Annotated in this window: 20 protein-coding genes and 1 riboswitch; of the genes, 8 read left to right on the forward strand and 12 right to left on the reverse strand. The window is 63.5% G+C overall.

Going from position 1 to position 21,570, the window contains the following annotated elements:
- The first annotated feature begins 25 nt into the window (after window positions 1-25).
- Both AC1DJB_RS01805 and AC1DJB_RS01810 read left to right on the forward strand, forming a co-directional pair.
- Window positions 26-907, forward strand: a complete 882-nt coding sequence (locus AC1DJB_RS01805) for a hypothetical protein (RefSeq protein ID WP_441432529.1) — start codon at window positions 26-28, stop codon at window positions 905-907.
- A 31-nt stretch (window positions 908-938) separates the two neighbouring features.
- Window positions 939-1,322, forward strand: a complete 384-nt coding sequence (locus AC1DJB_RS01810) for a twin-arginine translocase TatA/TatE family subunit (RefSeq protein ID WP_059387493.1) — start codon at window positions 939-941, stop codon at window positions 1,320-1,322.
- Between the two features lie 5 nt (window positions 1,323-1,327).
- Here AC1DJB_RS01810 and AC1DJB_RS01815 read toward each other — a convergent pair whose 3' ends face one another.
- Genes AC1DJB_RS01815 through AC1DJB_RS01825 form a run of 3 tightly spaced genes read right to left on the reverse strand, consistent with a single transcriptional unit; the run spans window position 1,328 to window position 4,444 of the window.
- The gene (locus AC1DJB_RS01815) at window positions 1,328-2,455 is read right to left on the reverse strand and encodes an Mrp/NBP35 family ATP-binding protein (protein WP_284991441.1); all 1,128 of its coding nucleotides are present in this window, start codon (window positions 2,453-2,455) and stop codon (window positions 1,328-1,330) included.
- Between the two features lie 11 nt (window positions 2,456-2,466).
- Complete coding sequence (locus AC1DJB_RS01820; protein ID WP_307055270.1) at window positions 2,467-3,111, reverse strand: DUF1003 domain-containing protein; 645 nt, start codon at window positions 3,109-3,111, stop codon at window positions 2,467-2,469.
- A gap of 49 nt (window positions 3,112-3,160) precedes the next feature.
- On the reverse strand, window positions 3,161-4,444 hold the full coding sequence (locus AC1DJB_RS01825; RefSeq protein ID WP_236812034.1) for a magnesium transporter MgtE N-terminal domain-containing protein: 1,284 nt from the start codon (window positions 4,442-4,444) through the stop codon (window positions 3,161-3,163).
- A 76-nt stretch (window positions 4,445-4,520) separates the two neighbouring features.
- Here AC1DJB_RS01825 and AC1DJB_RS01830 point away from each other — a divergent pair, with 76 nt between their 5' ends.
- Window positions 4,521-5,348 (forward strand): YflT domain-containing protein, encoded by an 828-nt coding sequence (locus tag AC1DJB_RS01830; RefSeq protein ID WP_441432528.1) that lies wholly within the window; start codon window positions 4,521-4,523, stop codon window positions 5,346-5,348.
- Here the strand turns inward: AC1DJB_RS01830 and AC1DJB_RS01835 are convergent, their stop codons facing one another.
- From AC1DJB_RS01835 to AC1DJB_RS01855, 5 genes are all read right to left on the reverse strand, one after another.
- A complete protein-coding gene (locus AC1DJB_RS01835) occupies window positions 5,349-6,353 on the reverse strand; it encodes a HesA/MoeB/ThiF family protein (protein ID WP_172465471.1) in 1,005 nt (334 codons plus the stop codon).
- Window positions 6,354-6,454: 101 nt separating this feature from the next.
- Entirely contained in the window at window positions 6,455-8,863 is a 2,409-nt protein-coding gene (locus AC1DJB_RS01840) for an FtsX-like permease family protein (RefSeq protein WP_476909848.1), read from the reverse strand.
- 31 nt (window positions 8,864-8,894) lie between these two features.
- The gene (locus AC1DJB_RS01845; protein ID WP_306964273.1) at window positions 8,895-9,677 is read right to left on the reverse strand and encodes an ABC transporter ATP-binding protein; all 783 of its coding nucleotides are present in this window, start codon (window positions 9,675-9,677) and stop codon (window positions 8,895-8,897) included.
- Entirely contained in the window at window positions 9,674-10,612 is a 939-nt protein-coding gene (locus AC1DJB_RS01850; protein WP_441432526.1) for a lysophospholipid acyltransferase family protein, read from the reverse strand. Before AC1DJB_RS01850 ends, AC1DJB_RS01845 begins: the two co-directional genes overlap by 4 nt.
- A 466-nt stretch (window positions 10,613-11,078) precedes the next feature.
- Entirely contained in the window at window positions 11,079-12,662 is a 1,584-nt protein-coding gene (locus AC1DJB_RS01855) for an aminopeptidase P family protein (RefSeq protein ID WP_441432525.1), read from the reverse strand.
- Window positions 12,663-12,742: 80 nt separating this feature from the next.
- Between AC1DJB_RS01855 and AC1DJB_RS01860 the strand changes: the two genes are divergently transcribed.
- Window positions 12,743-13,588: a PHP domain-containing protein gene (locus AC1DJB_RS01860; RefSeq protein ID WP_476909849.1), complete on the forward strand. Its 846-nt coding sequence runs from the start codon at window positions 12,743-12,745 to the stop codon at window positions 13,586-13,588.
- Here the strand turns inward: AC1DJB_RS01860 and AC1DJB_RS01865 are convergent.
- The 4 genes from AC1DJB_RS01865 to thiE form a co-directional block, all read right to left on the reverse strand.
- Entirely contained in the window at window positions 13,585-14,448 is an 864-nt protein-coding gene (locus AC1DJB_RS01865) for a DNA-methyltransferase (protein WP_441432524.1), read from the reverse strand. The genes AC1DJB_RS01860 and AC1DJB_RS01865 overlap by 4 nt on opposite strands.
- Before the next feature lie 8 nt (window positions 14,449-14,456).
- On the reverse strand, window positions 14,457-16,151 hold the full coding sequence (locus tag AC1DJB_RS01870) for a DEAD/DEAH box helicase (protein WP_441432523.1): 1,695 nt from the start codon (window positions 16,149-16,151) through the stop codon (window positions 14,457-14,459).
- 288 nt (window positions 16,152-16,439) lie between these two features.
- On the reverse strand, window positions 16,440-17,960 hold the full coding sequence (locus AC1DJB_RS01875) for an RNB domain-containing ribonuclease (protein WP_441437177.1): 1,521 nt from the start codon (window positions 17,958-17,960) through the stop codon (window positions 16,440-16,442).
- Between the two features lie 37 nt (window positions 17,961-17,997).
- Complete coding sequence (thiE, locus tag AC1DJB_RS01880) at window positions 17,998-18,687, reverse strand: thiamine phosphate synthase (protein WP_441432521.1); 690 nt, start codon at window positions 18,685-18,687, stop codon at window positions 17,998-18,000.
- Window positions 18,688-18,713: 26 nt separating this feature from the next.
- A riboswitch (TPP riboswitch) is annotated at window positions 18,714-18,833 on the forward strand.
- Between thiE and thiO the strand changes: the two genes are divergently transcribed.
- From thiO to AC1DJB_RS01900, 4 genes are all read left to right on the forward strand, one after another.
- On the forward strand, window positions 18,825-20,129 hold the full coding sequence (gene thiO, locus AC1DJB_RS01885) for a glycine oxidase ThiO (RefSeq protein ID WP_476909850.1): 1,305 nt from the start codon (window positions 18,825-18,827) through the stop codon (window positions 20,127-20,129). (Overlaps the previous riboswitch by 9 nt.)
- Window positions 20,126-20,362, forward strand: a complete 237-nt coding sequence (gene thiS, locus AC1DJB_RS01890; RefSeq protein ID WP_441432519.1) for a sulfur carrier protein ThiS — start codon at window positions 20,126-20,128, stop codon at window positions 20,360-20,362. Before thiO ends, thiS begins: the two co-directional genes overlap by 4 nt.
- A 3-nt stretch (window positions 20,363-20,365) precedes the next feature.
- Window positions 20,366-21,172: a thiazole synthase gene (locus AC1DJB_RS01895; RefSeq protein ID WP_284991470.1), complete on the forward strand. Its 807-nt coding sequence runs from the start codon at window positions 20,366-20,368 to the stop codon at window positions 21,170-21,172.
- Between the two features lie 62 nt (window positions 21,173-21,234).
- A complete protein-coding gene (locus tag AC1DJB_RS01900; RefSeq protein ID WP_441432518.1) occupies window positions 21,235-21,567 on the forward strand; it encodes a 4a-hydroxytetrahydrobiopterin dehydratase in 333 nt (110 codons plus the stop codon).
- Window positions 21,568-21,570 lie beyond the last annotated feature (3 nt).

Genomic DNA, 21,570 nt, shown 5'->3' on the forward strand with positions numbered 1-21,570 from the left:
TCTGCTGAAAGGACGACTCGGTGGTTTGACTCGGGGAAATATCCGGCACAGCCGAGCCCCCGGCCACCTGCAGCAATGCTCTGAATGCCACGCCGCTGTCCTGCGGGAACGCCAGTACCTCGAACGGCTTCGCCGTGCCGCCGTTCCCGAGGCGAGCCAGGACTTCACCAACAGGCTGATCGAGCACACCCAGCGGTTGGCGCAATCCGATGTCGACGAGCGCCCGGCGCCCCAGCGAAGCGTATGGCACGGGATCCGGCTCGCCAGCGCCGCGGCCGGCGGGCTCGCCGTCAGCGCCGGAATCCTGGCGGTTGCGGCCTACGCGCTTGGCGGCGAAGTTGCGCCCCAGGCGTCCGACCGTGGCGAACAGGAAGTCCGGACCCTGGTCAGTTCCACCGTGCCCGGAAACGCCGTAGAGCAACTCCCCGTGACGGGTTCGCAGTTGAGCCTGCCCGTCGGCGTTGCCGGGACGGTGAACCTGAGCGAGCAGCAATTGTCCGAGCTGCGGAGGGACGGCTGGGCATGTCCCGAAATGGCAAGCATGGGTTACCACGTGGTTTCCGCCCGGGCCCTGATGCAGGACGGGCACCCCGCCGTTGAGCTGCACCTCAGTGACGGTGACCACCACGCCACGCTGGTGGAGCAGCACTTGGAGGGCAGCGGCGCTTCGGGGACCCAATTGTCCATTACCCAGGGGGCCCCGTGGCAGGCCGTCTACTCCTCGCCGGTGGCAGTGCTGCGTTATTCCTCCGACATGCCTGCCAGCCAGGCCGCCGGAGCCGTTCCGGAGCTCGTGAAAGCGGGCGACTCGCTGGTGGTTGCCCGGCCCGCCGAAAACAGCACAGGGACCTGGAACGATCGGCTGCAACGGGGACTCCATACCCTGGCGAGCCTCGCAGGTTTCTGAGCGGACCAACGGACAGGGTAATCTTCGATACGTGTTTGGAATCAATGGCTCGGAGTTTCTCATCCTGCTGATCATCGGCGTCATCGTGATCGGCCCCAGCCGTTTGCCTGAATACACGCGGAAGCTGACGAATCTGGTCAAGGAGCTGCGGCGCATGGCGTCCGGCGCGCGTGAGCAGATCAAGGAAGAAGTCGGCATCGACATAGATGAAGTCGACTGGAAGAAGTATGACCCGCGCCAGTACGATCCGCGCCGGATCATCAAGGAAGCGCTGCTCGACGACGACACGAAGCCCGTCAGCGACGGTGCGCCTGTCGCTGTGGCAGCCGTGGACACTCCGACGAAAGCTCCCGAACGGGTTGTCGAACGGCTTTCCGTCGGTGAAAAAGCGCCCTTCGACGCTGAAGCCACCTAAGAAGGCTATTTCGGCTGGATCCCGAGGGACATTCCGGCCAGGCCGCGGGGCTTGGCATTGAGCTTTCCCGCGATGGCCTGAAGTGCCTGTGCAGCAGCCGTCTCCGGAGCGGTCAACACCACGGGGCGGCCAGCGTCGCCGCCTTCGCGCAGACGGATGTCCAAGGGGATCTGTCCCAAAAGCGGAACGTCGGTCCCGACGGCGGCGCTCAGCCGCTCAGCCAGCACCCGCCCGCCGCCGCTTCCGAACAATTCCATCCTGCCGCCGTCGGGCATCTCCAGGAAGGACATGTTCTCCACGACGCCGGCAAGCTTCTGGCCCGTCTGCGTTGCGATGGTTCCGGCCCGCTCGGCAACGTCGGCTGCCGCGGCCTGCGGGGTGGTCACCACGAGGATTTCGGCGTTGGGAAGCAACTGTGCCACCGAGATCGCGATGTCGCCCGTGCCCGGTGGAAGGTCCAGGAACAAGGCATCCAGATCGCCGAAATAGACATCCGTGAGGAATTGCTCCAGGGCGCGGTGCAGCATGGGCCCCCGCCAGGCCACCGCTTTGTTCCCGGAAACGAACATGCCAATGGAGATCACCTTCACGCCGAAGGCCACGGGCGGGAGGATCATGTCGTCCACCCGGGTGGGCTGCTGCGTGATTCCCATGAGCGCCGGAACGGAGAAGCCGTGGACATCGGCGTCGACGATTCCCACGCGCAGCCCCTGCGCTGCAAGGGCGCACGCAAGGTTGACCGTCACGGAGGACTTGCCTACACCGCCCTTGCCGCTGGCCACGGCGAAGACCTTCGTCAGGGAGCCCGGCTCGTTGAAAGGTATTCCGCGTTGCCCGCCTGCGCCTCGCAACTGTTCCTTGAGGGCATCGCGTTGCGCTTGTGTCATGACCTTGAGTTCGACATCGACGGCGGTCACGCCGGGAACCCGCGTCAGGGCGGCGGTGGCGTCGGCCGTTATGGTTTCCCGCAGCGGGCAGCCGGCGATGGTCAGCAGCACCGCAACCCGGACGGTTCCGTCCGGACTGGCCTCTACCGAATCCAGCATCCCCAATTCCGTGATGGGCCGGCGGAGTTCGGGATCGATGACGGTTGCCAAGGCAGCGTTGAGGGCCTCGACGGATGGTGTGCTCATGGGGTGGGTGTTCAGCTTTCGGGCTGGGCGGGGGGACCCGGGTTCCGCGTTGGCGACGTGCCGACGGCCGAGAGGTCGGGTTCGGATTGGCTGGCGCTGGAATGCGCCGGATGAATCTTGGGGATCTGCTGGGTGGGAGGATTGCGCTGTTTGTTGCGCTTGTCCTTGATTTTGTCCTTGGCTTTCTCGCCGTTGTTGGAGCCGCCGGAATTGTTCGGCCCCAACTCTTCCTGCGCTTCGAGCAGATCCGACAGCAGCGAGCGGAGTTCGGCGCGCACGTAATCCCTGGTAGCGACCTCGCGCAGGGCGATGCGGAGAGCTGCGACCTCACGGGTCAAGTATTCGGTGTCAGCCAGATTGCGCTCGTCACGGGCCCGGTCCTGCTCGATTGTCACGCGGTCTCTGTCGTCCTGGCGGTTCTGGGCCAACAGGATCAGGGGCGCGGCGTAGGAGGCCTGTGTGGAGAAGAAGAGATTGAGGAGGATGAACGGGTAGGGATCCCACTGGAAGCCGAACAAGCCAATAACGTTGAACGCGATCCAGACGATCACGAAGATCGTCATGTAGAACAGGAAATTCGCCGTACCCATGTAACGGGCGAAGCGTTCGGCAAACCGGCCGAAGGCATCGGGATCGCTGCCGAAATTCGGCAGCATGCGGGAGCGCAGCTCGAGCGGGGTGTCCAATCCTCCGCTGGTGGGCTTCTCAGCCAATTCGGCCTCCTAGTTTCCTGATCGGGGCTCCGTCTTCGTGGGTTCGCCAGTCGTCCGGGAGCAAATGGTCTAGGAGGTCATCAACAGTCACCGCCCCTACGAGGCGGCCGGCGCTATTCACGACCGGGAGGGAGTTGAGGTTGTAGGAGGCCATGGTGTGGCTGACCTCGCTGACGCTGGCGTGATCGGAAACCGGCTCCAGGTTCTTGTCAACGATGCTGCCGAGCTGTTCGGGCGGGGCGCTGCGGAGCAATTGCTGGATATGCACGACGCCGAGGAATCGTCCGGTGGGTGTCTCCAACGGAGGGCGGCAAATGAAGATGGCCGAGGCCAGGGCGGGGGAGAGCTCCTCGCTGCGCACATGGGCAAGTGCCTCGGCCACCGTGGCTTCCGGTGGAAGGATGACGGGAACCGGGGTCATGAGGCCGCCGGCGGTGTCCTCGTCGTACTGCAGGAGCCTGCGGACATCGTCAGCCTCGTCGGGCTCCATCAGGAGCAGTAGTTCCTCGGCCTTGGCGGAAGGCAGGTCAGCCAACAGGTCTGCGGCGTCGTCCGGGTCCATTTCTTCCAGGACATCGGCTGCGCGCTCGTTGTCCAAAGCGGACAACAGCGTGACCTGGTCTTCTTCCGGCAATTCCTGGAGCACATCGGCGAGGCGTTCGTCCTGCAGCTCGCTGGCCACTTCGATCCGTCGTTTGTCCGACATCTCCTGGAGTGCGTCGGCGAAGTCGGCCGGCTTGAGGTCCTCGTGCGTGGCGACGAAGTGGCTTGCACCTTGGGGATCGTTCTCGGAGCCCTGCAGCGTGTCCGCCCAGTCCACCAGAAGGGTATGACCGCGGCGCAACCCCCGGAGCCTGGACGTAGACGTGCCGCGTCGAATGAAAAGCTTGGAGACGAGCCAGTCACCGTTGCGCTGCTGGTCCATGGCGATGTCTTCGATGATGGCGTCGCCGCTGCCGTCCTTGAGGGTCACCTTGCGGTCAAAGAGCTCGCCGACCACCAGTTGCTCGGCACCGCGTTGCTGGAAGCGCCGCAGATTGACCAGTCCGGTACAGATGATCTGGCTCTGGTCCATGGACGTCAGCCTGGTCATGGGAACGAAGACGCGCTTCTTGCCCGGAACTTCGACGACGATACCCACTGCGTGCGGGGCCCCGCGCAAGCCGCGCGAGAGCACCACGACGTCGCGTAGCCGGCCCAGGCGATCGCCGAGGGGGTCGAAAACGTCGAGGCCGAGCAAGCGCGCAACAAAGATGCGTGAAGGATTTGTGCTCACCCTTACAGGCTACCGAGTCTGCTCTCTTTTAGCTGAATTTCAGCCGGTTCACATGTGTATGGGACAGAATGGGGGTATGGCGAACATTTTCGGTGCCCCTAAGGCCACGGAGGAATCCCGCAGCGTCCCTAAAGGCGACACCGTGGGCTCTTACACTTCCTATCTCGATGCCCAGAAGGCGGTGGATTATCTTGCCGACCAGCAGTTCCCCGTCCAGCATGTCTCCATTGTCGGAAACGACCTCAAAATGGTGGAGCGGGTTACGGGACGGCTCAGTTACCCCAGGGTTGCCTTGTCCGGAGCCCTGAGCGGTATGTGGTTCGGCCTGTTCGTGGGCGTCATGCTTTCGTTCTTCACCCCGGCCGGTGGCCCCTTCTCGATTGTGACGTCGGTCCTCATGGGTGCTGCATTCTTCATGCTCTTTGGGATCGTCACCTACGCAGCACAGCGCGGGAAGCGGGACTTCACCTCCACCAGCCAGGTAGTGGCGACGAACTATGACGTCATTGTCGCCTTGGAGGCATCCCACGAAGCCCGCCGTCTCCTTCACCAGTTGCCGATGAATCCCTCCGAAGCGGCTTTCGGCCGGCCGCCGCAGGCATACACGCCGCAGGACTACAGGAACCCGCCGGTCCATCCAGGTGCACCACAGGGCCCGGCCCCGGAACGTCCAGCGTCCTGGCAAGACCCCTATGGCCAGCGTGGACCGGAAGCCGGACAGGGAACGGCCGGCGAGCCCGCCCAGCCTGTTGCGGACGCCGCGGCCCCGGCTGCGGCCGCGCGGCCGACGGCCGGTGTCCGCTACCCGGATCTTCCGGACGGACGGCCACAGTACGGTGTGCGAGTGAACGAACCCGGAACCGGCGAGCAGACCGGAAACGGTGAGGATCAGGCGAAGCAGTAGTTATTGCGGGGCCTCACAGCTGCAATCTGGAAGGCGTGCGAGCTTCCGGACGCGCCAGTCCAAGGTGAATAGGTCGAGTTCCCGTACCTGCCCAGACAAGGCAAGCGGCAACCCGAGCAGGATCTTCATAGCCTCCCACGCCGCCAGATTCGCCACCAAGCCCGAAATAGCTGCGATGCTCCCCCCGCTCCTCGTTCGTCCTTTGAGCGGGAGGAAGTCGGCGCGGTTGTGATCATTCATGGTCTGTGAACGGATGCACTGCCAGCACACTGTCTGACCGGGGATGATGCTGGTGCCGGGCACGCCCAGGTTCCCGCCATACGCCCCACCAACGATGTGGGGAACGCGCGCTTCCGTCGCGGCTTCAGCGATGATATCTGAGAGGACGACGACGTCCGGCTCATCGGCGCATCCGACCACCAGGCTGGCATCCCTTAACGCCGATTCGAGATCTGCTGCGGCAACCACTCGGCGACGGTTCGCCGTGACCTGAAGGTTCTCGTCGATCGACGTGAACCGTTCGGCGGCGACGTCCACCTTAGCCAAGCCCAGGTCGCCAGGCTGAAATAGGATCTGCCGGTTCAAATTTGTGAGTTCTACAATGTCCGGATCGAAAATCTCAATTCTGCCGATGCCTGCCGCGACGAGGGATTGCAGTAGCCAGGTCCCGGTTCCGCCGACTCCAACGACCACCACTTTTGAAGTGCGGAGTTTCTCCTGCAGTTGAGTTGGCGAGTTAGTAAGGGAAAACGTGGATGCGAACTCCTGGAACAGCCTCTCTTGACGTTCGAACTTGTTTGCGCTCGGGTGCTCCGGCTGCGGGTACGTATCAAAGAGGCGCTCAGTTTCCATGATGGCCAGGACGTTTTCAAGCGATTTGCAACTGAACCCGGCACTTCCCTCGAGGATCGATTCGATCCTTTCGATGGAATTCGACCCGTCAAGCAAGGGGATCAACTCGATCACAAACGGGGATACGTCGAATTCAAGGACCCTGAGTTCCATGGTGCAAATGAACTGCATTCGACAATCGCGGTTGAATACGAGCACGCTGTCCCGCAGTCTCAACGGGCGGCAGCCCATCTTCGCTCCTCCTCTATCGGCCATCACTCGGCCCTCAGGGCCGCTGCGGGCTCTATTCGAGCCGCCCTGCGGCTCGGTCCTATCGCCGCCAAGCACAATGCAGTCAAGGTGACAATTGCGATTCCACTGAATGCCAGGACGGAAACAGTCGTGCTCAGCGTCACTCCGAGTGCCCCGGCGACAAGCCGGGTTAGTACCCACCCAGCCAACTGACCAACGAGAAGTCCCGAAGCAAGCGCCGCAATTCCGATCAAGATCGCGTCAACCGCAACGAGCCTCGTTATGTCGCCCCGGGTGGCACCAATCGCGCGCAACATCCCGAACTCTTTCTCCCGACGAGCGACGCCGACTGAGAACAGGCCGGCCGCGCCGACTGCGCCGAGACTGAGCGCAAGCACAACGATGCCGAAGGCGGCTCCGGCGTAGGAGCCGAGCTCTGATTCTGCGCGCTCTTTCATTTTTGCGGCCGTGATCACCGAGACGCCAGGGATGTCGGCAACTGAATCAGCGATCGTGTCCCGGAGCGCTGTGACGTCGACACCCGGCCTCGCTTCTACATTCCAGCCGTTGGATCCGGTAATTCCGAGCTCGGCTGCCGCGTCGCGACTCATCACCACCTGATTCCCTGTTGCCAAGGACGCATACGTCCCGACGATGCGAAGCGAGAGGGTCTTGCCTGCCCGATTTAATCTGACGTAGTCGCCCAAGGAAATATCGCGGCTGGCGGCGAGAGCTTCAGGAATGATGACCGCGCCTCCCTTTTCCAGGGCGGCTGGTGCAGATCCGTCACTTCCGTGGCGCCATGGAAGCTGAGCAGTGGCGAAGTAGCTCTTTGGATCGACAGCAAGGATTGCAACCTGGCTCGTGGTGCCTTGGAACTGCAATGCCGCGTGATCCCAAACTGTGTCCGAAACCCGGTTGATCATTTGAATTGATGCCAGACGTTCGTCTAATTTCTCAACGATGGGCGTCGTGGACGATATTTGAATGTCGGCCCCGAATTGACGGCCAATCTGGTCCATCATGGCGCTCCGTACGGAGCCGACCCCGATGACAAGGGCCGCACCCAGGCAGACGACAATCCCCATGATGGCCGTCGTGGAGTCGAGCGATGCGTGTCTGCGCAGGCGCTGAGCCGCAGCCTTCCCTGTCCATCCTGCGAAGATCTGTAGCCTGGTGCATGCGATGAGAATTGACGGAGCGAGGAAGCCCGCGGCGGCCAGCGATAGGACGAAGCCAACGAGCTTGACGACGAGCGAGTCGTACCAGTAGCTGCCTGCTCCGAATATGAGGAGCATGATGCTGAGGGCGACGCGGAATCTGTTTGAAGACCTGCGCTCTGCGCCTTCAGGCGAGATAGCCGTAAGAGGGGCCTGGCGCAGCACGTTCATGATGGCCCGGGCCGCCCCGGCGCAGCCCGCGGCGACCCCGCTCAGGATGGCAAGCAGAACTTGCCAAAGTTCGACCGCCACGGTGGCTGGAGGTATGTTCCCCATCGACGATAGCCCTTGGTTGAGGATCCAGCTGACACCAAACCCGAGCCCAAGCCCGACCATCGAGCACGCGAACGCGAGCATCAGTGCCTCATAAAGGACGGCGGCCGCCAGCCAGGAACCGCGCGCGCCGACAGCGCGCATGACACCATAAGTCAGCCGGCGGGCATTCACGACTGACTGGAAGGCCGTCGCCGATAGGAGGATCGAGATGCCCAGTACGGTGCCGGAGGCGATCATCAAGATGAGTGAAACAACCGCGATGAGGGGACCGAGGGTCGAATTGAAGGCAGAAGTGTCTTGTACTTTGAACTGAGGAGGCAGGCTGGACGAATACTCGCTCTGCCAGCGTTCAGCGGAGTTCCCGGCCGACAGCTGGATGTCAACCCTTGATACTTGGCCCTGCTGGTTGAATATCGTCTGGGCGTAGGACAAATCGACAAAAATGTTGTCGTACGCCAACGGACCAAGAACTTTGCCATTGAACACCCCTACGACGCGCAGCTGCGTGGTAGCGTCGCTCGACGCGACCACCAGGGAATCGCCTATGTCCACCCCTAAGCGCGAAGCCACATCAGACGGAACCAGTGCCTCAGGGTTGTTTACGGTAGGGAGCCCGCCCCGAAGGTCAAGCCTCATGAGTTGAAGCTCAGTGTTGAACGTCGTGGGGTAACCCGTAACCGTCAGCGGGCGGCCTGTTCCAACGGTTCCCGCAGGCCGGACGCTCGAATTCCGTGCCAGAGTCGGGATCGGCGTCGCAACGCCAGGGAGATCCGCCACGGCCTTGACTGCGCTCTCCGGGACTGTGGTTCCGGGAATAGCAGGCACGACCGCGACGTCGCCTATGCCTGACAGCGAGCTGGCTCCTTGCGACAGCTGGTCGTTGATGCTCTTCGATGTGAGCAGGGTGCCGAAAATGAGCGCAACGCCAAAGACCAATGCAACCGCTGCGACTCCATATCGGGGAAAATCAAAGCGAAGTTGCCGCAAACCACGAGCGAACGCGCTCATCATGGTGAGAATCCCCCTCCCGATCTGGTTCATTAAGGGTCAGGTCAAGCTGATCAACGATCTTCCCGTCCCGCAGGGCGATGATCCGGTCGGCGTAACTCGCAGCATATGGATCATGGGTGACCATCAGCCCGGTCGTGCGACGACCGTCTCCGATCGCGTCGCGAATCAGACGGAGAACAATATCCCTATTCCCGGAGTCGAGGCTTCCTGTCGGCTCATCGGCTAGGACGACGCTAGGAGCCCCGAATAGCGCTCGAGCTACGGCGACCCGCTGACGTTGCCCGCCTGACAATTGATCGGGAAACCTCTCGGCATATTCAAACAACCCGAGCTGATCGAGCAGCACCAGAGCATCTGATCGCCAACGAAAGCCTCTTTGACCGGAAACAATCGATGACAACCCGACGTTCTCCACCACCGTCATGCTTGGAACAAGATGAAATGCCTGGAAAATGAATCCAATATTCTCCCGCCGGAAGATTGTCTTCTGTTTTTCATCCATCTCGGAGACCCGGAGTCCTGCTACGTCTATACACCCTGCAGTCGGCGAATCGATTCCACCGACCAATTGGAGCAGGGTTGACTTACCGGATCCAGATGGGCCAATGACGGCAACAAGTTCACCCGGCTGGATCTCGAGTTCATCAATGTCTAGTGCAGCTTTCTCGTTTCCGGCACCGTCGTCATAGTGGCGACGAACGCCTTTAAGGGAAATGGCGGGAAGAGGGGCGACGGTCATGACTCGATAGCCCAGACCTGGGGGAGCATCCGGTCAAATTCGAACCACATTTCCCATTCTCCGACGTCGCCGGCGAGAAGCTCTGACTCAATGACATCCCAAACGGCCAGCAGGGAGCGGCGGCGTTCACCGGGAGATACCGGCGGTGGTATCGCAGGGTGGTATTTGAGTCGAAAGCGGCCGTCGCCCACGGCCCTGAGCGTGAGTGGGACCATAGGGGCGCCGGAAACATGGCTCAGGACAACCGGACCGGTGGGAACCATGATGGTTGTCCCTAAGAAGGGAATTCGGGCATGGTGCTCATCCACTCCACGAGGGTCCAGTTCAGGGAACATGGAGAAGATCCTGCCCTCACGCAGGGCGGTCAGGCCAGAGCGCATCGCCGATGTGCTCCCGAGCCGGATCCCGCGGAAGTCTAAGTCAGGAAAGGACGCTGCGCGGATCTCGTCAAAATTCATCCGGTTGTAGAGCGTCGTCGTCGGCATTTCATAAGCGAGCATGGGAATGGCAGCATATGAGGGTCCGAGATGGAGCGGGAGAGCGATTACCCCTCGGCCACTGGACGCCGCCTCGTGAAGGTGGCGGCGCCCATCGACAGCCACAACGTCCCGAAACAGCGTCTCAGTGTCCTTCATCCACAGATTGATGAAGGTCGATTCAAACTGCAGCTTCGGTCCGTACCCAGCAAAGCTCCTGGCGTGCAATTCCTTGTCGAAGCCATCAAGCCCAGGGACTGCATTCATGAAATCCAGGGCCCGGGCCTTCAAGACGTCGAAATTATCTACGTCTGGTTGGTTTGCCCGGTAGATGGGTTGATCGAGGGCGTCGAGCACCTTCATAAGGTTCCACGCGCCAACTGGCCCCGCAGCATGAATAGCCTCATAGAAATTCTTGTGCTTTGGAAAGTCGAAAATATTGAACAGTGGCAAGCGCACGCTGCCCCCCAAATTCAGTGTTGTTCGTATCCTTGCTATCTCACTTGGCTCGTTGGTGGCGAAGCACAAGCGTCGCCACCAACGAACCGAGCGCTAAATCAGGTGCACATGCACCCGCTGCTACAGGCCAGGGTGGCTCCCGCCTCCAGCACATCTTCTGAGACCATCTCCATTGTGTTCACCTCCTCGCATTGACCCGATTCGAAGATAGAGAAATACCACTTTGTGGTATGGCAACGGCACCAAACGGGGGGATCGTCTATCGGTGCTGCGCCTAGGAGGAGGGTACAAGTGCCTCGGGGCGTCTCCGTGTGGATTTCGTCAATCTCAGTGGTCAAAACGGCAAATCTCAGTGTAAAAAACCCGAAATTAAGTGGACGGAAGCCGGCGTCTACGTGTTTTAACGAAAGAGGAGGGCTACCGGATCAATATCCGGTAGCCCTCCTCGTGCGTTTTGCCTCGGTGGTTAAGCTTCGGCGTCCTGGTAGATGCCCGCCATCCAGGACTCGACGTCGTCGGCCTTGCGGGGGAGCGCGGCGCTGAGGTTGAGGGGACCGTCTGCCGTCATCAGGATGTCGTCCTCGATCCGGACGCCGATTCCGCGGTATTCCTCCGGAATCGCGAGGTCCTCTGCCTTGAAGTAGAGCCCGGGTTCGATCGTGAACACCATGCCCTCGGTGAGTACACCGTCCAGGTAGAGATCACGCTTGGCCTGGGCACAGTCGTGGACGTCCAGGCCAAGGTGGTGGCTGGTACCGTGCGGCATCCAGCGGCGGTGCTGCTGGCCATCGGTGCTGATGGCTTCCTCCACGGAGACCGGCAGCAGGCCCCACTCGGCAAGGCGCTCGGCGAGGACCGTCGTGGCGGCCGTGTGGATGTCGCGGAACTTCACGCCCGGCTGGGCCGCGGCGAATCCGGCGTCGGCTGCGTCGAGGACGGCTTCATAGACCTTGCGCTGGACGTCCGAGAACTTTCCGTTGGCCGGAATGGTACGCGTGACGTCGGCGGTGTAGAGCGAATCTGCCTCCACACCGGCGTCGAGCAGCACGAGTTCTCCGGCGTTGACCTTGCCCGTGTTCCGGGTCCAGTGCAGCACCGTGGCGTTGTTTCCGGCGGCCGCGATGGTGTCGTAGCCGAGCTCGTTCCCTTCCTCACGGGCACGCGCGAAGAAAGCGCCTTCGATGACGCGTTCGCCGCGGTGGTGGGTCATGGCGCGGGGGAGGGCGCGGACGACATCGGCGAAACCCTCCACGGTCGCGGCCACGGCGATCTTCATCTGCGCGATTTCCCAGTCGTCCTTGAGCAAGCGCAGCTCCGAGAGCGCCTCGCTGAGTAGTTCGTCCAGTGCATCGAGTTCGCCGAGGTCCAGGTTCTCCGGATCCTTGGCGGTGTTGTAGCGGGCCGTGTCCACGAGGGCATCAATGTTCTCGTCGACTTTGCGGACCAGGCGGATGGAGATGCCGCCGATTTCCGGGGCGCCGACGTTCTTGGTGATGGCCATCTCGAGTTCGTCGAGGTGCGCCGTCCTGAGCCCGAGGCGCGCTTCGAATTCTTCGAGCGTCGGACGCGCGCCGATCCAGAACTCACCGGAGCGCGAGTCGGCGTAGAACTGTTCCGTGTCCCGGCCGGCCAGCGGACGGAAGTAGAGCGTCGCGAGGTGGTTGCCGCCGTCGTCGCCGGTTCCTTCCTCGACAGGTTCCAGGACCAGCACGGCATCGGGCTCGTGGTCCAGGCCCAAGCCCGTGAGGTGGGCGAAGCCGGAGTGGGGGCGGAAGCGGTAGTCGCAATCGTTCGAGCGGACCTTGAGCGGGCCGGCCGGTAGGACGAGGCGCAAGCCCGCGAACTTGTCGGAGATGGCCCGACGACGTCTGGCGGCGTGGTCTGCGACAGCGTCACGTGCAGGGGTCACCTGCGGCGCGGGCGCCCAATTGCTGGCCATGAACGCCTTGAAGGCATCGGATGTGGGCCGCTGGGAGCGGTTGTTGACGCGCTCCTCCAGTGGCTGGGAGGCTGTGGGTTCACCGTTTTGGGTGTTTTCTGCATCGTTCACCGTCCCATCGTCCCATCAAGGCCGACACTAGGCCAACGCCGAAACGGTCCAAGCCGTCCCCAATCAAATACGCTTGGAAAGTGAAGATCGACCTGCACGCGCACTCCAATGTTTCCGACGGGACCGAGGCTCCCGCGGGAGTGATCGCTTCAGCGTCCGCGGCGGGTCTGGACGTGGTGGCCCTGACCGACCACGACTCCACCGACGGATGGGAGCAGGCCTCCGTCGCGGCACTGGAATTCGGGGTGGCCTTTGTGCCGGGGATAGAGATCTCGTGCCGCACCCGGGAGGGGATCAGCGTCCATCTGCTCAGCTACCTCCACGATCCCGCGCACCCCGGCTTGCTTGAGGAGATCACCAAGGCGAAGGACGCGAGGCTCACCCGTGCCAAACGCATGGTCACGCTCCTGGCAGAGGACTACCCCTTGAGCTGGGACGATGTCATCCATCATGTGGCTCCGGGCGCCACCGTGGGCCGGCCCCACATTGCCGACGCCCTCGTCGCCGCCGGTGCGGTGGCGAGCCGCTCCGAAGCGTTCACTGCCATCCTGACCTCGCACTCGCGCTATGTCGTGCAGCACTACGCACCGGACCCGGCGCTCGCCGTCGAGCTCGTCCGCGCGGCGGGCGGTGTCCCCGTCTTCGCGCATCCGGTGGCCTCGGCCCGCGGCCGGGTGGTCGGGGAACGGACCTACCGGGAAATGATCGACGCCGGCCTCTTGGGGCTGGAAGTGGAGCACCGCGACAATCCCGAGGAAGGCCGCGTGTTCCTGCGGCGACTGGCTGCCGAACACGGTTTGTTCATGACCGGATCGTCCGACTACCACGGAACCGGCAAACCCAACCTGCTCGGGGAGAACCTGACGTCACCCGACGTCCTGGCCCGCATCGAGGAGCTGGGCACGGGTAGTTCGGTAGTCCGCTAGACGGGGTAGAAAGTGGCCTTGCCGTCCAGGCGCTTGCGCATCACATCGATGGCCGGGCCGTTCTGGTCCACGCACACGAACCTGCGGTCGAGTTTCGCCGCGACTGAACCAAGCGTGCCGGAACCCGCGAAGAAGTCGAGGCACCAGTCTCCTGGCCGGCTCGATGCCGTGACGATCCGCCGGACCAGGCCTTCCGGCTTTTGCGTCGGGTAGCCGGTTTTTTCCTTGCCGGTCGGGGAAACGATGGTGTGCCACCAAACGTCCGTGGGAAGCTTCCCCAGTTCGCGTTTGGCCGGAGTCACGAGGCCCGGCGCCATGTACGGCTCGCGGTCGACCTCGGCGTTGTCGAAGTGGTACTTGGCGGGGTTCTTGACGTACACGAGGATGTTGTCGTGCTTGGTGGGCCAGCGGTTCTTGGCGCGTGCGCCGTAGTCGTAGGCCCAGATGATCTCGTTCAGGAAGCACTCCCGGCCGAAGATCGAGTCCAGCATGACCTTGGCATAGTGGACTTCGCGGTAGTCCAGATGCAGGTACAAAGTGCCGTCGTCGGCGAGTAGGCGCCAGGCCTCCACAAGCCGGGGTTCCAGGAAGGACCAGTAGTCGCTGAACGCGTCGTCGTAGCGGTGCAGGGCGCCCTTGATGGTGTCATACGAGCGTCCCTTGAAGCCGACGCGGTCGCCGTCGCCGTCGGCGTTGCGGACCATGCGCGTTTCCTGGCGGCTCTGGACCCGGCCCGTATTGAAGGGCGGGTCCACGTAAATCAGTGTGAAGGCGCCGTCCGGCAGCGTCGGGAGGAAATCCGCGTTGTCCGCGTGAACCACCAAGTTGCTGCCGTCCGGCGCCCAAACAGTGTCAGTCATTGAGGCCGTTAAGCCTCGGTGCTCTCGCCGGAGGCACCGGAAGCCGAGACCACTTCGCCGTTGCGGCGGCGGGTGCGGGAACGGCGTGCGCGGGCGGGCTTGTCCGAGCCCTCGCCGGACTGCGGCTCGGCAGACTGGGCCGTTGCCTGAGCGGGGGCTGCTTCGCCTTCAGACGTACGACGGCGGCGCGTTCGGTTGCGGCCGCCCTCACCGTCGCCGTCGCGGGCCGGAGTCTCAGCGGACTTGGGACCGCGGCGTGCACCCTCCCGGCCACCGTCACGGCCGGAGCGTCCACGACCGGAATCGCCGCCGGAACGGGAGTTCTTCTTGCCGGTCTCGCCCAGGTCCTCCAGGACCTCGGCGTCGACGCCCGCAAGTGTGCGCTGGTTGCGGGGCAGGCGGCCCTTGGTGCCTTCCGGAATATCCAGGTCGGCGAACAGGTGCGGGGACGAAGAATATGTCTCCACGGGCTCGGGAGAGCTCAGGCCCAGGGCTTTGTTGATGAGGGCCCAGCGGGGGACGTCGTCCCAATCGACGAACGTGACCGCGGTGCCCTTGTTGCCGGCACGGCCGGTGCGGCCAACGCGGTGCAAGTAGATCTTTTCGTCTTCGACACACTGGTAGTTGATGACGTGTGTGACGTCGTCCACGTCGATGCCACGGGCGGCGACGTCCGTGGCCACCAGGACGTCTACCTTGTTGTTGCGGAAGGCGCGCAGGGCCTGCTCGCGGGCACCCTGGCCGAGGTCGCCGTGGATGGCCGCGGCAGCGAAGCCGCGATCGACGAGTTCCTCGGCTACCTTGGCGGCGGTGCGCTTGGTCTTGGTGAAGATGATGGTCCGGCCGCGGCCGCGGGACTGCAGGATGCGGGCGACAACCTCGATCTTGTCCATGCTGTGGGCACGGTAGATGAGCTGGCGGATGTCGCGCTTGGTCAGGCCTTCGTCATTCGGGTCTGCGGCACGGATGTGCGTGGGCTGCGTCATGTAGCGGCGGGCCATGGCAATGACCGGTCCGGGCATGGTGGCCGAGAAGAGAAGCGTCTGGCGGACGGCGGGAGTGCCGGCAATCAAAGTCTCGACGTCCGGAAGGAAGCCGAGGTCAAGCATCTCGTCCGCTTCGTCGAGGATGACCATGCGAACGTTCTTGAGGTTCAGGTGCTTCTGCTTGTAGAGGTCGATCAAACGGCCGGGCGTGCCGACGACAACCTCGACGCCCTTCTGCAGGGCTTCGATCTGGGGCTCGTAAGCACGGCCGCCATAGATGGTGGCGATACGGGCGTTGCGCTTCCGGGATGCCGTCTGGAGGTCATTGGCCACCTGGACCGCGAGTTCGCGGGTCGGAACAATCACGAGAGCCTGGGGTGCACCCGGGACAGCGAGCTTGTCGTGACCGGCGTCGCCCGGTCCGACGACGCGCTGCAGCGCAGGAATGCCGAAGCCGAGGGTCTTTCCGGTACCGGTCTTGGCCTGGCCGATGATGTCGTGACCGCCCAAGGCCACCGGGAGGGTCATGGCCTGGATGGGGAAGGGATGGGTGATTCCGGCGTCGGCGAGGGACTCGACGATGTCGGCGCGGACGTTGTAGTCGGCGAAGGACTTTTCTGCGATCTCGTGGGGTGTTTCGTCCGAGGAAATGGTTTCCTCGGGTTCGATCGTTTCGGTTCCGTCTGTCAGAACTTCATGGGTGTGCAATTCACTCACAGTGGAGTTTTCCTTATTCATTTGGGCTGCGCTGCGTGCTCAACGGTTGTGGCAGGGCCGTTCCGGAGCACGGACGGGCGCAAGCAAATCCAGTGGAAGCCGATCGCGGGCTATCTAAATACTGGCACTGGGGACCAGCTGGTGTATCTCAAGATCGCGTAGGGGCGGGCTTGTTGATGTCAAAAAATTAACTGAATCAACGACCGGGCATCCATTACTACTCACACAGTCTAGCGTCTGGGCGCAATAAACCCCGGATCGCGGCCGCGGTCCTGTGAACTGATTGCGCTACTGGAGCAGTTCGAAGGTGATTTGGCGGGTGGCAATGTCCGCGTCAAGCAGTTTCACGCGGACCTTCGTACCGGACTCCATTTCGCCATCGCAACGAGCGGTGACCGCCGGCTCGGCGATCTGGACGATGCCGGAGGGGCCGTGGGAGTTGCCGTTCCCATTCCCATTCCCATTCCCGTTGTGGCCGTTGGTGCTGTTCCCGTTCCCGTTTCCGTTGTTCTTGGCAGGCTTCGATCCGGAAATCACCACGGCGTCGAATTCCTGTCCGACGTGGTTCACCAGGAGTGCGGCCTCCACCGTGTCCAAGGCGAGGCGCTCCATTTTGGCGGCAAGCTGGTCGGATGACGCCATGATCTCCGGCAGGCTCGGCAAAGCATCCCGGGCCCATGCAGGGATCTCCGTTCCGTTGCTCAGTGCTTCGCAGATGACCAGGACAAAACGATCGACCAGCCGGCGCAACGGCGCAGTGGTGTGGGCATATGGTGCGCCGATGGCTGACTGCATGACGCTGCCCGGTACTTCGCCGTCGAAAGGCGTGTAGCCGGCGCCCCGGAAAAGCAGCCCCGCGGAATGGAGAATGGCCAATTGCCGGGGGTCTTTGCCGTCGAGGGTCCGTAGGTACTCGCCGTAGCTGGTCCCCTCGGTCCAAGGCTTGCCGAGCGCCCCGGCCTGCCGTTTGAAATGGAGCAGCGAGCGCTCATCGGGAGCGGGCATGGTGCGCAGGATTCCAACCTTGCCGTCGAGCATCAGCTGGGCCGCCGCCATCCCGGTCATGAGCGAAATCTGGGCGTTCCAGTCCTCGACGGGCAGCGAGGGAGCTGCGACGATCCTGTACCCCCCGCCGTCGGGCAGTTGGACGATTTCTTGTTCAGGCATGTTCAGGCTCGCTCCGCCGCGGCGGCGTTCGAGTTCCACCCGTTTGAGCCCGACCTCCTTGAGCAACTGCAGGACGGGATCAGCTGTCCCGGAATCGATCGCGGACTGGACGCCCTTGTAGTTGAGCTTGGCGCGGCTGCGTACGCTTGCCCGGCGAACTGAGACGGTGCGGAACTCTGCTTCGGCATCGAGTTCGAAGTCCCACACGAACGCTCCGCAGTCCTGGCCCGCCAGCAGGCTTCCGGCGTGCTCGCTGATGATCTCGGGGTGCAGCGGTATGCGGCCGTCCGGCGCATAGTACGTCTGTCCCCGGTGGCGGGTCTCGGCGTCGAGCGCTCCTCCCGGTGGCACAAAGGAGGGCACATCGGAGATGGCGTAGAGAACCCTGTAACCATTCCCGGACCGCTCAATGAAGAGGGCCTGGTCGAGATCCGTGGAAGAGGCCGGGTCGATCGTGATGAACGGAACGCCCGTGAGGTCCTGTGCCGGCAACCTGTGTCCTGAAACCGCGGCCTCCGCGTCGCGCAGTGCTTCAGCGGGATAACCAGCGGGCAGCTCGAGTTCGGTCCGAAGCGCCGCCAGTGCTTCCGCGAGCTGGTTCGACGTTTCAGAGACGTTCGGGGCTATGCGCTGATGTGACACGAAAGTCAGGGTAACTCCAAAATCTCCCGGCGTCTCGCTAGGCCGCCGCTGCGTCCAGTGCGGCCAGGAGTGCCTGGGCTGCCGCCGTCGGATCCTCGGCCTCGGTGATGGCGCGGACCACAACAATGCGGCTGGCGCCGGCCCTCACTACGTCTTCCACGTTGCTGAGATCGATGCCGCCGATCGCAAACCAAGGAAGCACTACGCCGCCGACCGTCTCTTCGTCTGCCTGCTTCACCGCATTGGCAGCGTACTTCACCAGATCGAGCCCGACGGCGGAGCGTCCAGGCTTGGTGGGCGTGGCCCACACAGGCCCGACGCAGAAGTAGTCCAAGCCGCTGCGGCCAGGCGACGCGGCGATGGCTGCGTCAATCTGCTCCGGCGTGTGCGTGGAGAGGCCGATGATGGTGGGGTCGTGGAGCAGCTTCCGGGCCGAGCGCAGCGGAATGTCCTTTTGGCCGATGTGGAATACCGGCGCGCCCGACAGGGAAGCGACGTCGGCGCGGTCGTTGACTGCCCAGAGGCGCCCGTGACGGTGCGCCACGGATTGCAGGATCTCCAGGAGTTCCAGTTCCTCTGCCGCTTCGATGGTCTTGTCGCGCAGCTGGATGATGTCCACGCCGCCCTCGAATGCGGCATCGACAAACTGCTCAAAATCACCCTGTTGCTTGCGGGCGTCGGTGCAGAGGTAGAGGCGGGCGGTGGTGTGGACATCGTGCTGGGTCATGGAAACAGAGTAGTTCCTCTAAACTGGGCTGGTACCGCGGGAGCCGCGGCGGCAGTCACAATCGCCGCGCGGCTGAGAGGGCTTCAGCGCCGACCGCTTGACCTGATCCGGCTAGTACCGGCGTAGGGAAGGACTCCATGGACGAAGTAAACACCCAGCACGGGCCCCTGCACACAGACGTGGCGGTGATCGGGGGCGGCGTCATTGGCCTGGGCATTGCGTGGGAAGCCCGAAGGTCGGGCCGCTCGGTTGCCCTGATCGATCCCGCGCCGGCCATCGGCGCTACTTTCGCGGCGGCGGGGATGTTGGCACCCGTCAGTGAACTGCACTACCAGGAAGAGGACCTCCTGGAGCTCATGCTCGAATCGTCGGCGTTGTGGCCGGACTTCGAACACAATGTGACCGGCTCACGAACCCGACGCAGCACGGGTTACCGGACGACGCCGACCCTCGCCGTCGGTGCGGACGCAGCGGACCGCCGGGCGCTCGCCGATCTTCGGGACGTCCAGCTGGCCCATGGCCTGGTGGTGGAATCCGTGCCGTTGCGCGAAGCACGGGAGCGTGAGCCGCTCTTGAGCCCGCAGATTTCCTGTGCCTTCGACATCCCGGGCGACCACCAAGTGGATCCTCGCCGGCTTTCGGCCGCGATTCTAGGCGCGCTGGCGGAGCACCAGCCCGGCGATTCGAGCTGGATTCCGGGGGCCGAAGGCGGTTTCGCGGTCCGGGACACTGCGGCGGGCCTCCTGTGGGAGGACGGGCGCGCCGTCGGGGCCGTGCTCGGCTCAGGCATCGAAGTGCTTGCCACGGAAACGGTGGTAGCCAACGGACTCGATGCCGCCCGCGTGAAAGGACTGCCGGATGGATTGTCGCTCCCGTTGCGTCCCGTCTACGGCGACATACTGCGGCTGCGCGTCCCGGACCACCTGCAACCGCTGGTCACCGCCACGGTCCGGGGAATGGTGCGCGGAGTGCCCGTCTACATCGTTCCCCGCGATGACGGGACCGTGGTGATCGGCGCGACGCAACGTGAGGACGGATTGTCGTCGTCCGGGGGATCGGCCAACCCGGTGTCAGCCGGCGGCGTCTACCAATTGCTCCGCGACGCCCAGGTATTGGTTCCGGCCGTTGCCGAGCTGGAACTCCTTGAAGCAACTGCCCGGGCCCGTCCGGGCACCCCGGACAACGCACCGCTGCTGGGCCGCGTCGAAGGTCGGGAAGGAACCGTGCCCGGCCTCATCGTGGCCAGCGGCTTCTTCCGCCATGGCGTGCTCCTCACTCCGGCAGCGGCAAAAATCTGCGTTGGACTCATGGATGGCACCGCCGATCCCCGGTGGAACAAATTCCGCCCGGACCGCTTCTCCCGCCCGCTCTCAACAGCAAGGGCTTCCGCAGACGGCCCATCGGCCGATACCTTAAATCCCCTTCTGAAGGACCACGCATGAACATCAAATTGAACGGCGCAGACCACACGCTGAGCGACGACGCTTCCGTCACCACCCTCGTCAGCCACATCACCGGACGCGTTGTGGATTCCAGCGGCCAAGCGGCCGACGGACGCAAGATCGGCGTCGCCGTCGCACGCAATTCCGAAGTGGTGCCGCGCAGCCAGTGGGCTGCCACCGCGCTCGCAGACGGCGACGAACTCGAAATCGTTACCGCAGTACAGGGAGGCTGAACCATGACCACAGCAAGCACTCACGAAGCAGGCACCCGAACCGATGCCCTGGTGATCGACGGTGTTGAGTTCGGCTCGCGCCTTATCATGGGAACCGGCGGAGCTCCGAGCCTAGACGGCCTCGGGGCAGCCTTGCTGGCTTCCGGCACCGAACTCACTACCGTCGCCATGCGGCGGTACTCACCGACGGAAACCGGTTCGCTGTTCCAATTGCTCGTAGACCACGGCATCCGTGTCCTGCCCAACACCGCCGGCTGTTTTACCGCCAAGGATGCCGTCATGACAGCCGAGCTAGCCCGGGAGGCATTGGAAACGGATTGGGTGAAGCTCGAGGTCATCGCCGACGAACAGACGCTGCTGCCTGACGCCGTGGAGTTGGTGGATGCGACGGAGAAGCTGGTGGACCGCGGCTTCAAGGTCTTCGCCTACACCAACGACGACCCCGTACTTGCGCTTCGCCTGGAGAACCTCGGGGCAACTGCGGTGATGCCGTTGGGCGCGCCTATCGGCACCGGCCTGGGCATCCTGAATCCCCACAACATCGAGCTGATTGTGTCCCGCGCTTCGGTGCCGGTAGTGCTCGACGCCGGCATCGGCACCGCGTCCGACGCCGCACTGGCCATGGAGCTCGGCTGCGACGCCGTGCTGCTGGCCACCGCGGTGACCCGCGCGCAGAATCCGGTGCAGATGGGCGAGGCCTTCAAACACGCGGTCATCGCCGGTAGGCTGGCGAAGCAGGCGGGCCGCATCCCGCGCAGGGAACACGCCCTGGCCTCCTCGGCCATGGAAGGCCGGGCCGAGTTCCTCTAGCGGCCGACGCTGGCCGCTCCGGGGATTCCTGCGAAGATTCCGCGTCTGTGAAGGAGCCCCGAATGGCCGGCAAGGACGACATTCTTTCCAGGTCCACTATTGACGACGCCCTGGCGGAGCTGCCGGACTGGCGGTATCGCCAGGGCGCCCTCGTCACCGCCTACAAGTGCCCGACGTCGGCTGCCGCACTCGAGTTGATTGCCGCCGTCGGGCGCATTGCCGAACAGCAGAACCACCACCCGGACCTGGACTGGCGCTACAACCGGGTGTTCATCCTCTACACGTCCCACGATGCCGGGAGCGAGGTAACGCAGCGCGACGTCCGGGCGGCTAAGAGCGTCAGCGAAGCGGCCGCGGAAGCCGGGGCAGTTGCCAAACCGGAAGCCACGCCATGAGCC

This window comes from Arthrobacter sp. 01T428, from assembly GCF_056398685.1.

Excerpts from the sequence above, each read along its gene's own strand:
- AC1DJB_RS01815 (WP_284991441.1), bottom strand. The coding sequence starts at position 2,455 with ATGAGCACACCATCCGTCGAGGCCCTCAACGCTGCCTTGGCAACCGTC.
- AC1DJB_RS01820 (WP_307055270.1), bottom strand. The coding sequence starts at position 3,111 with ATGCTGCCGAATTTCGGCAGCGATCCCGATGCCTTCGGCCGGTTTGCC.
- AC1DJB_RS01830 (WP_441432528.1), top strand. The coding sequence starts at position 4,521 with ATGGCGAACATTTTCGGTGCCCCTAAGGCCACGGAGGAATCCCGCAGC.
- AC1DJB_RS01835 (WP_172465471.1), bottom strand. The coding sequence starts at position 6,353 with ATGGAACTCAGGGTCCTTGAATTCGACGTATCCCCGTTTGTGATCGAG.
- AC1DJB_RS01845 (WP_306964273.1), bottom strand. The coding sequence starts at position 9,677 with ATGACCGTCGCCCCTCTTCCCGCCATTTCCCTTAAAGGCGTTCGTCGC.
- AC1DJB_RS01865 (WP_441432524.1), bottom strand. The coding sequence starts at position 14,448 with ATGACTGACACTGTTTGGGCGCCGGACGGCAGCAACTTGGTGGTTCAC.
- thiE (WP_441432521.1), bottom strand. The coding sequence starts at position 18,687 with ATGACCCAGCACGATGTCCACACCACCGCCCGCCTCTACCTCTGCACC.
- thiO (WP_476909850.1), top strand. The coding sequence starts at position 18,825 with ATGGACGAAGTAAACACCCAGCACGGGCCCCTGCACACAGACGTGGCG.
- thiS (WP_441432519.1), top strand. The coding sequence starts at position 20,126 with ATGAACATCAAATTGAACGGCGCAGACCACACGCTGAGCGACGACGCT.
- AC1DJB_RS01895 (WP_284991470.1), top strand. The coding sequence starts at position 20,366 with ATGACCACAGCAAGCACTCACGAAGCAGGCACCCGAACCGATGCCCTG.
- AC1DJB_RS01900 (WP_441432518.1), top strand. The coding sequence starts at position 21,235 with ATGGCCGGCAAGGACGACATTCTTTCCAGGTCCACTATTGACGACGCC.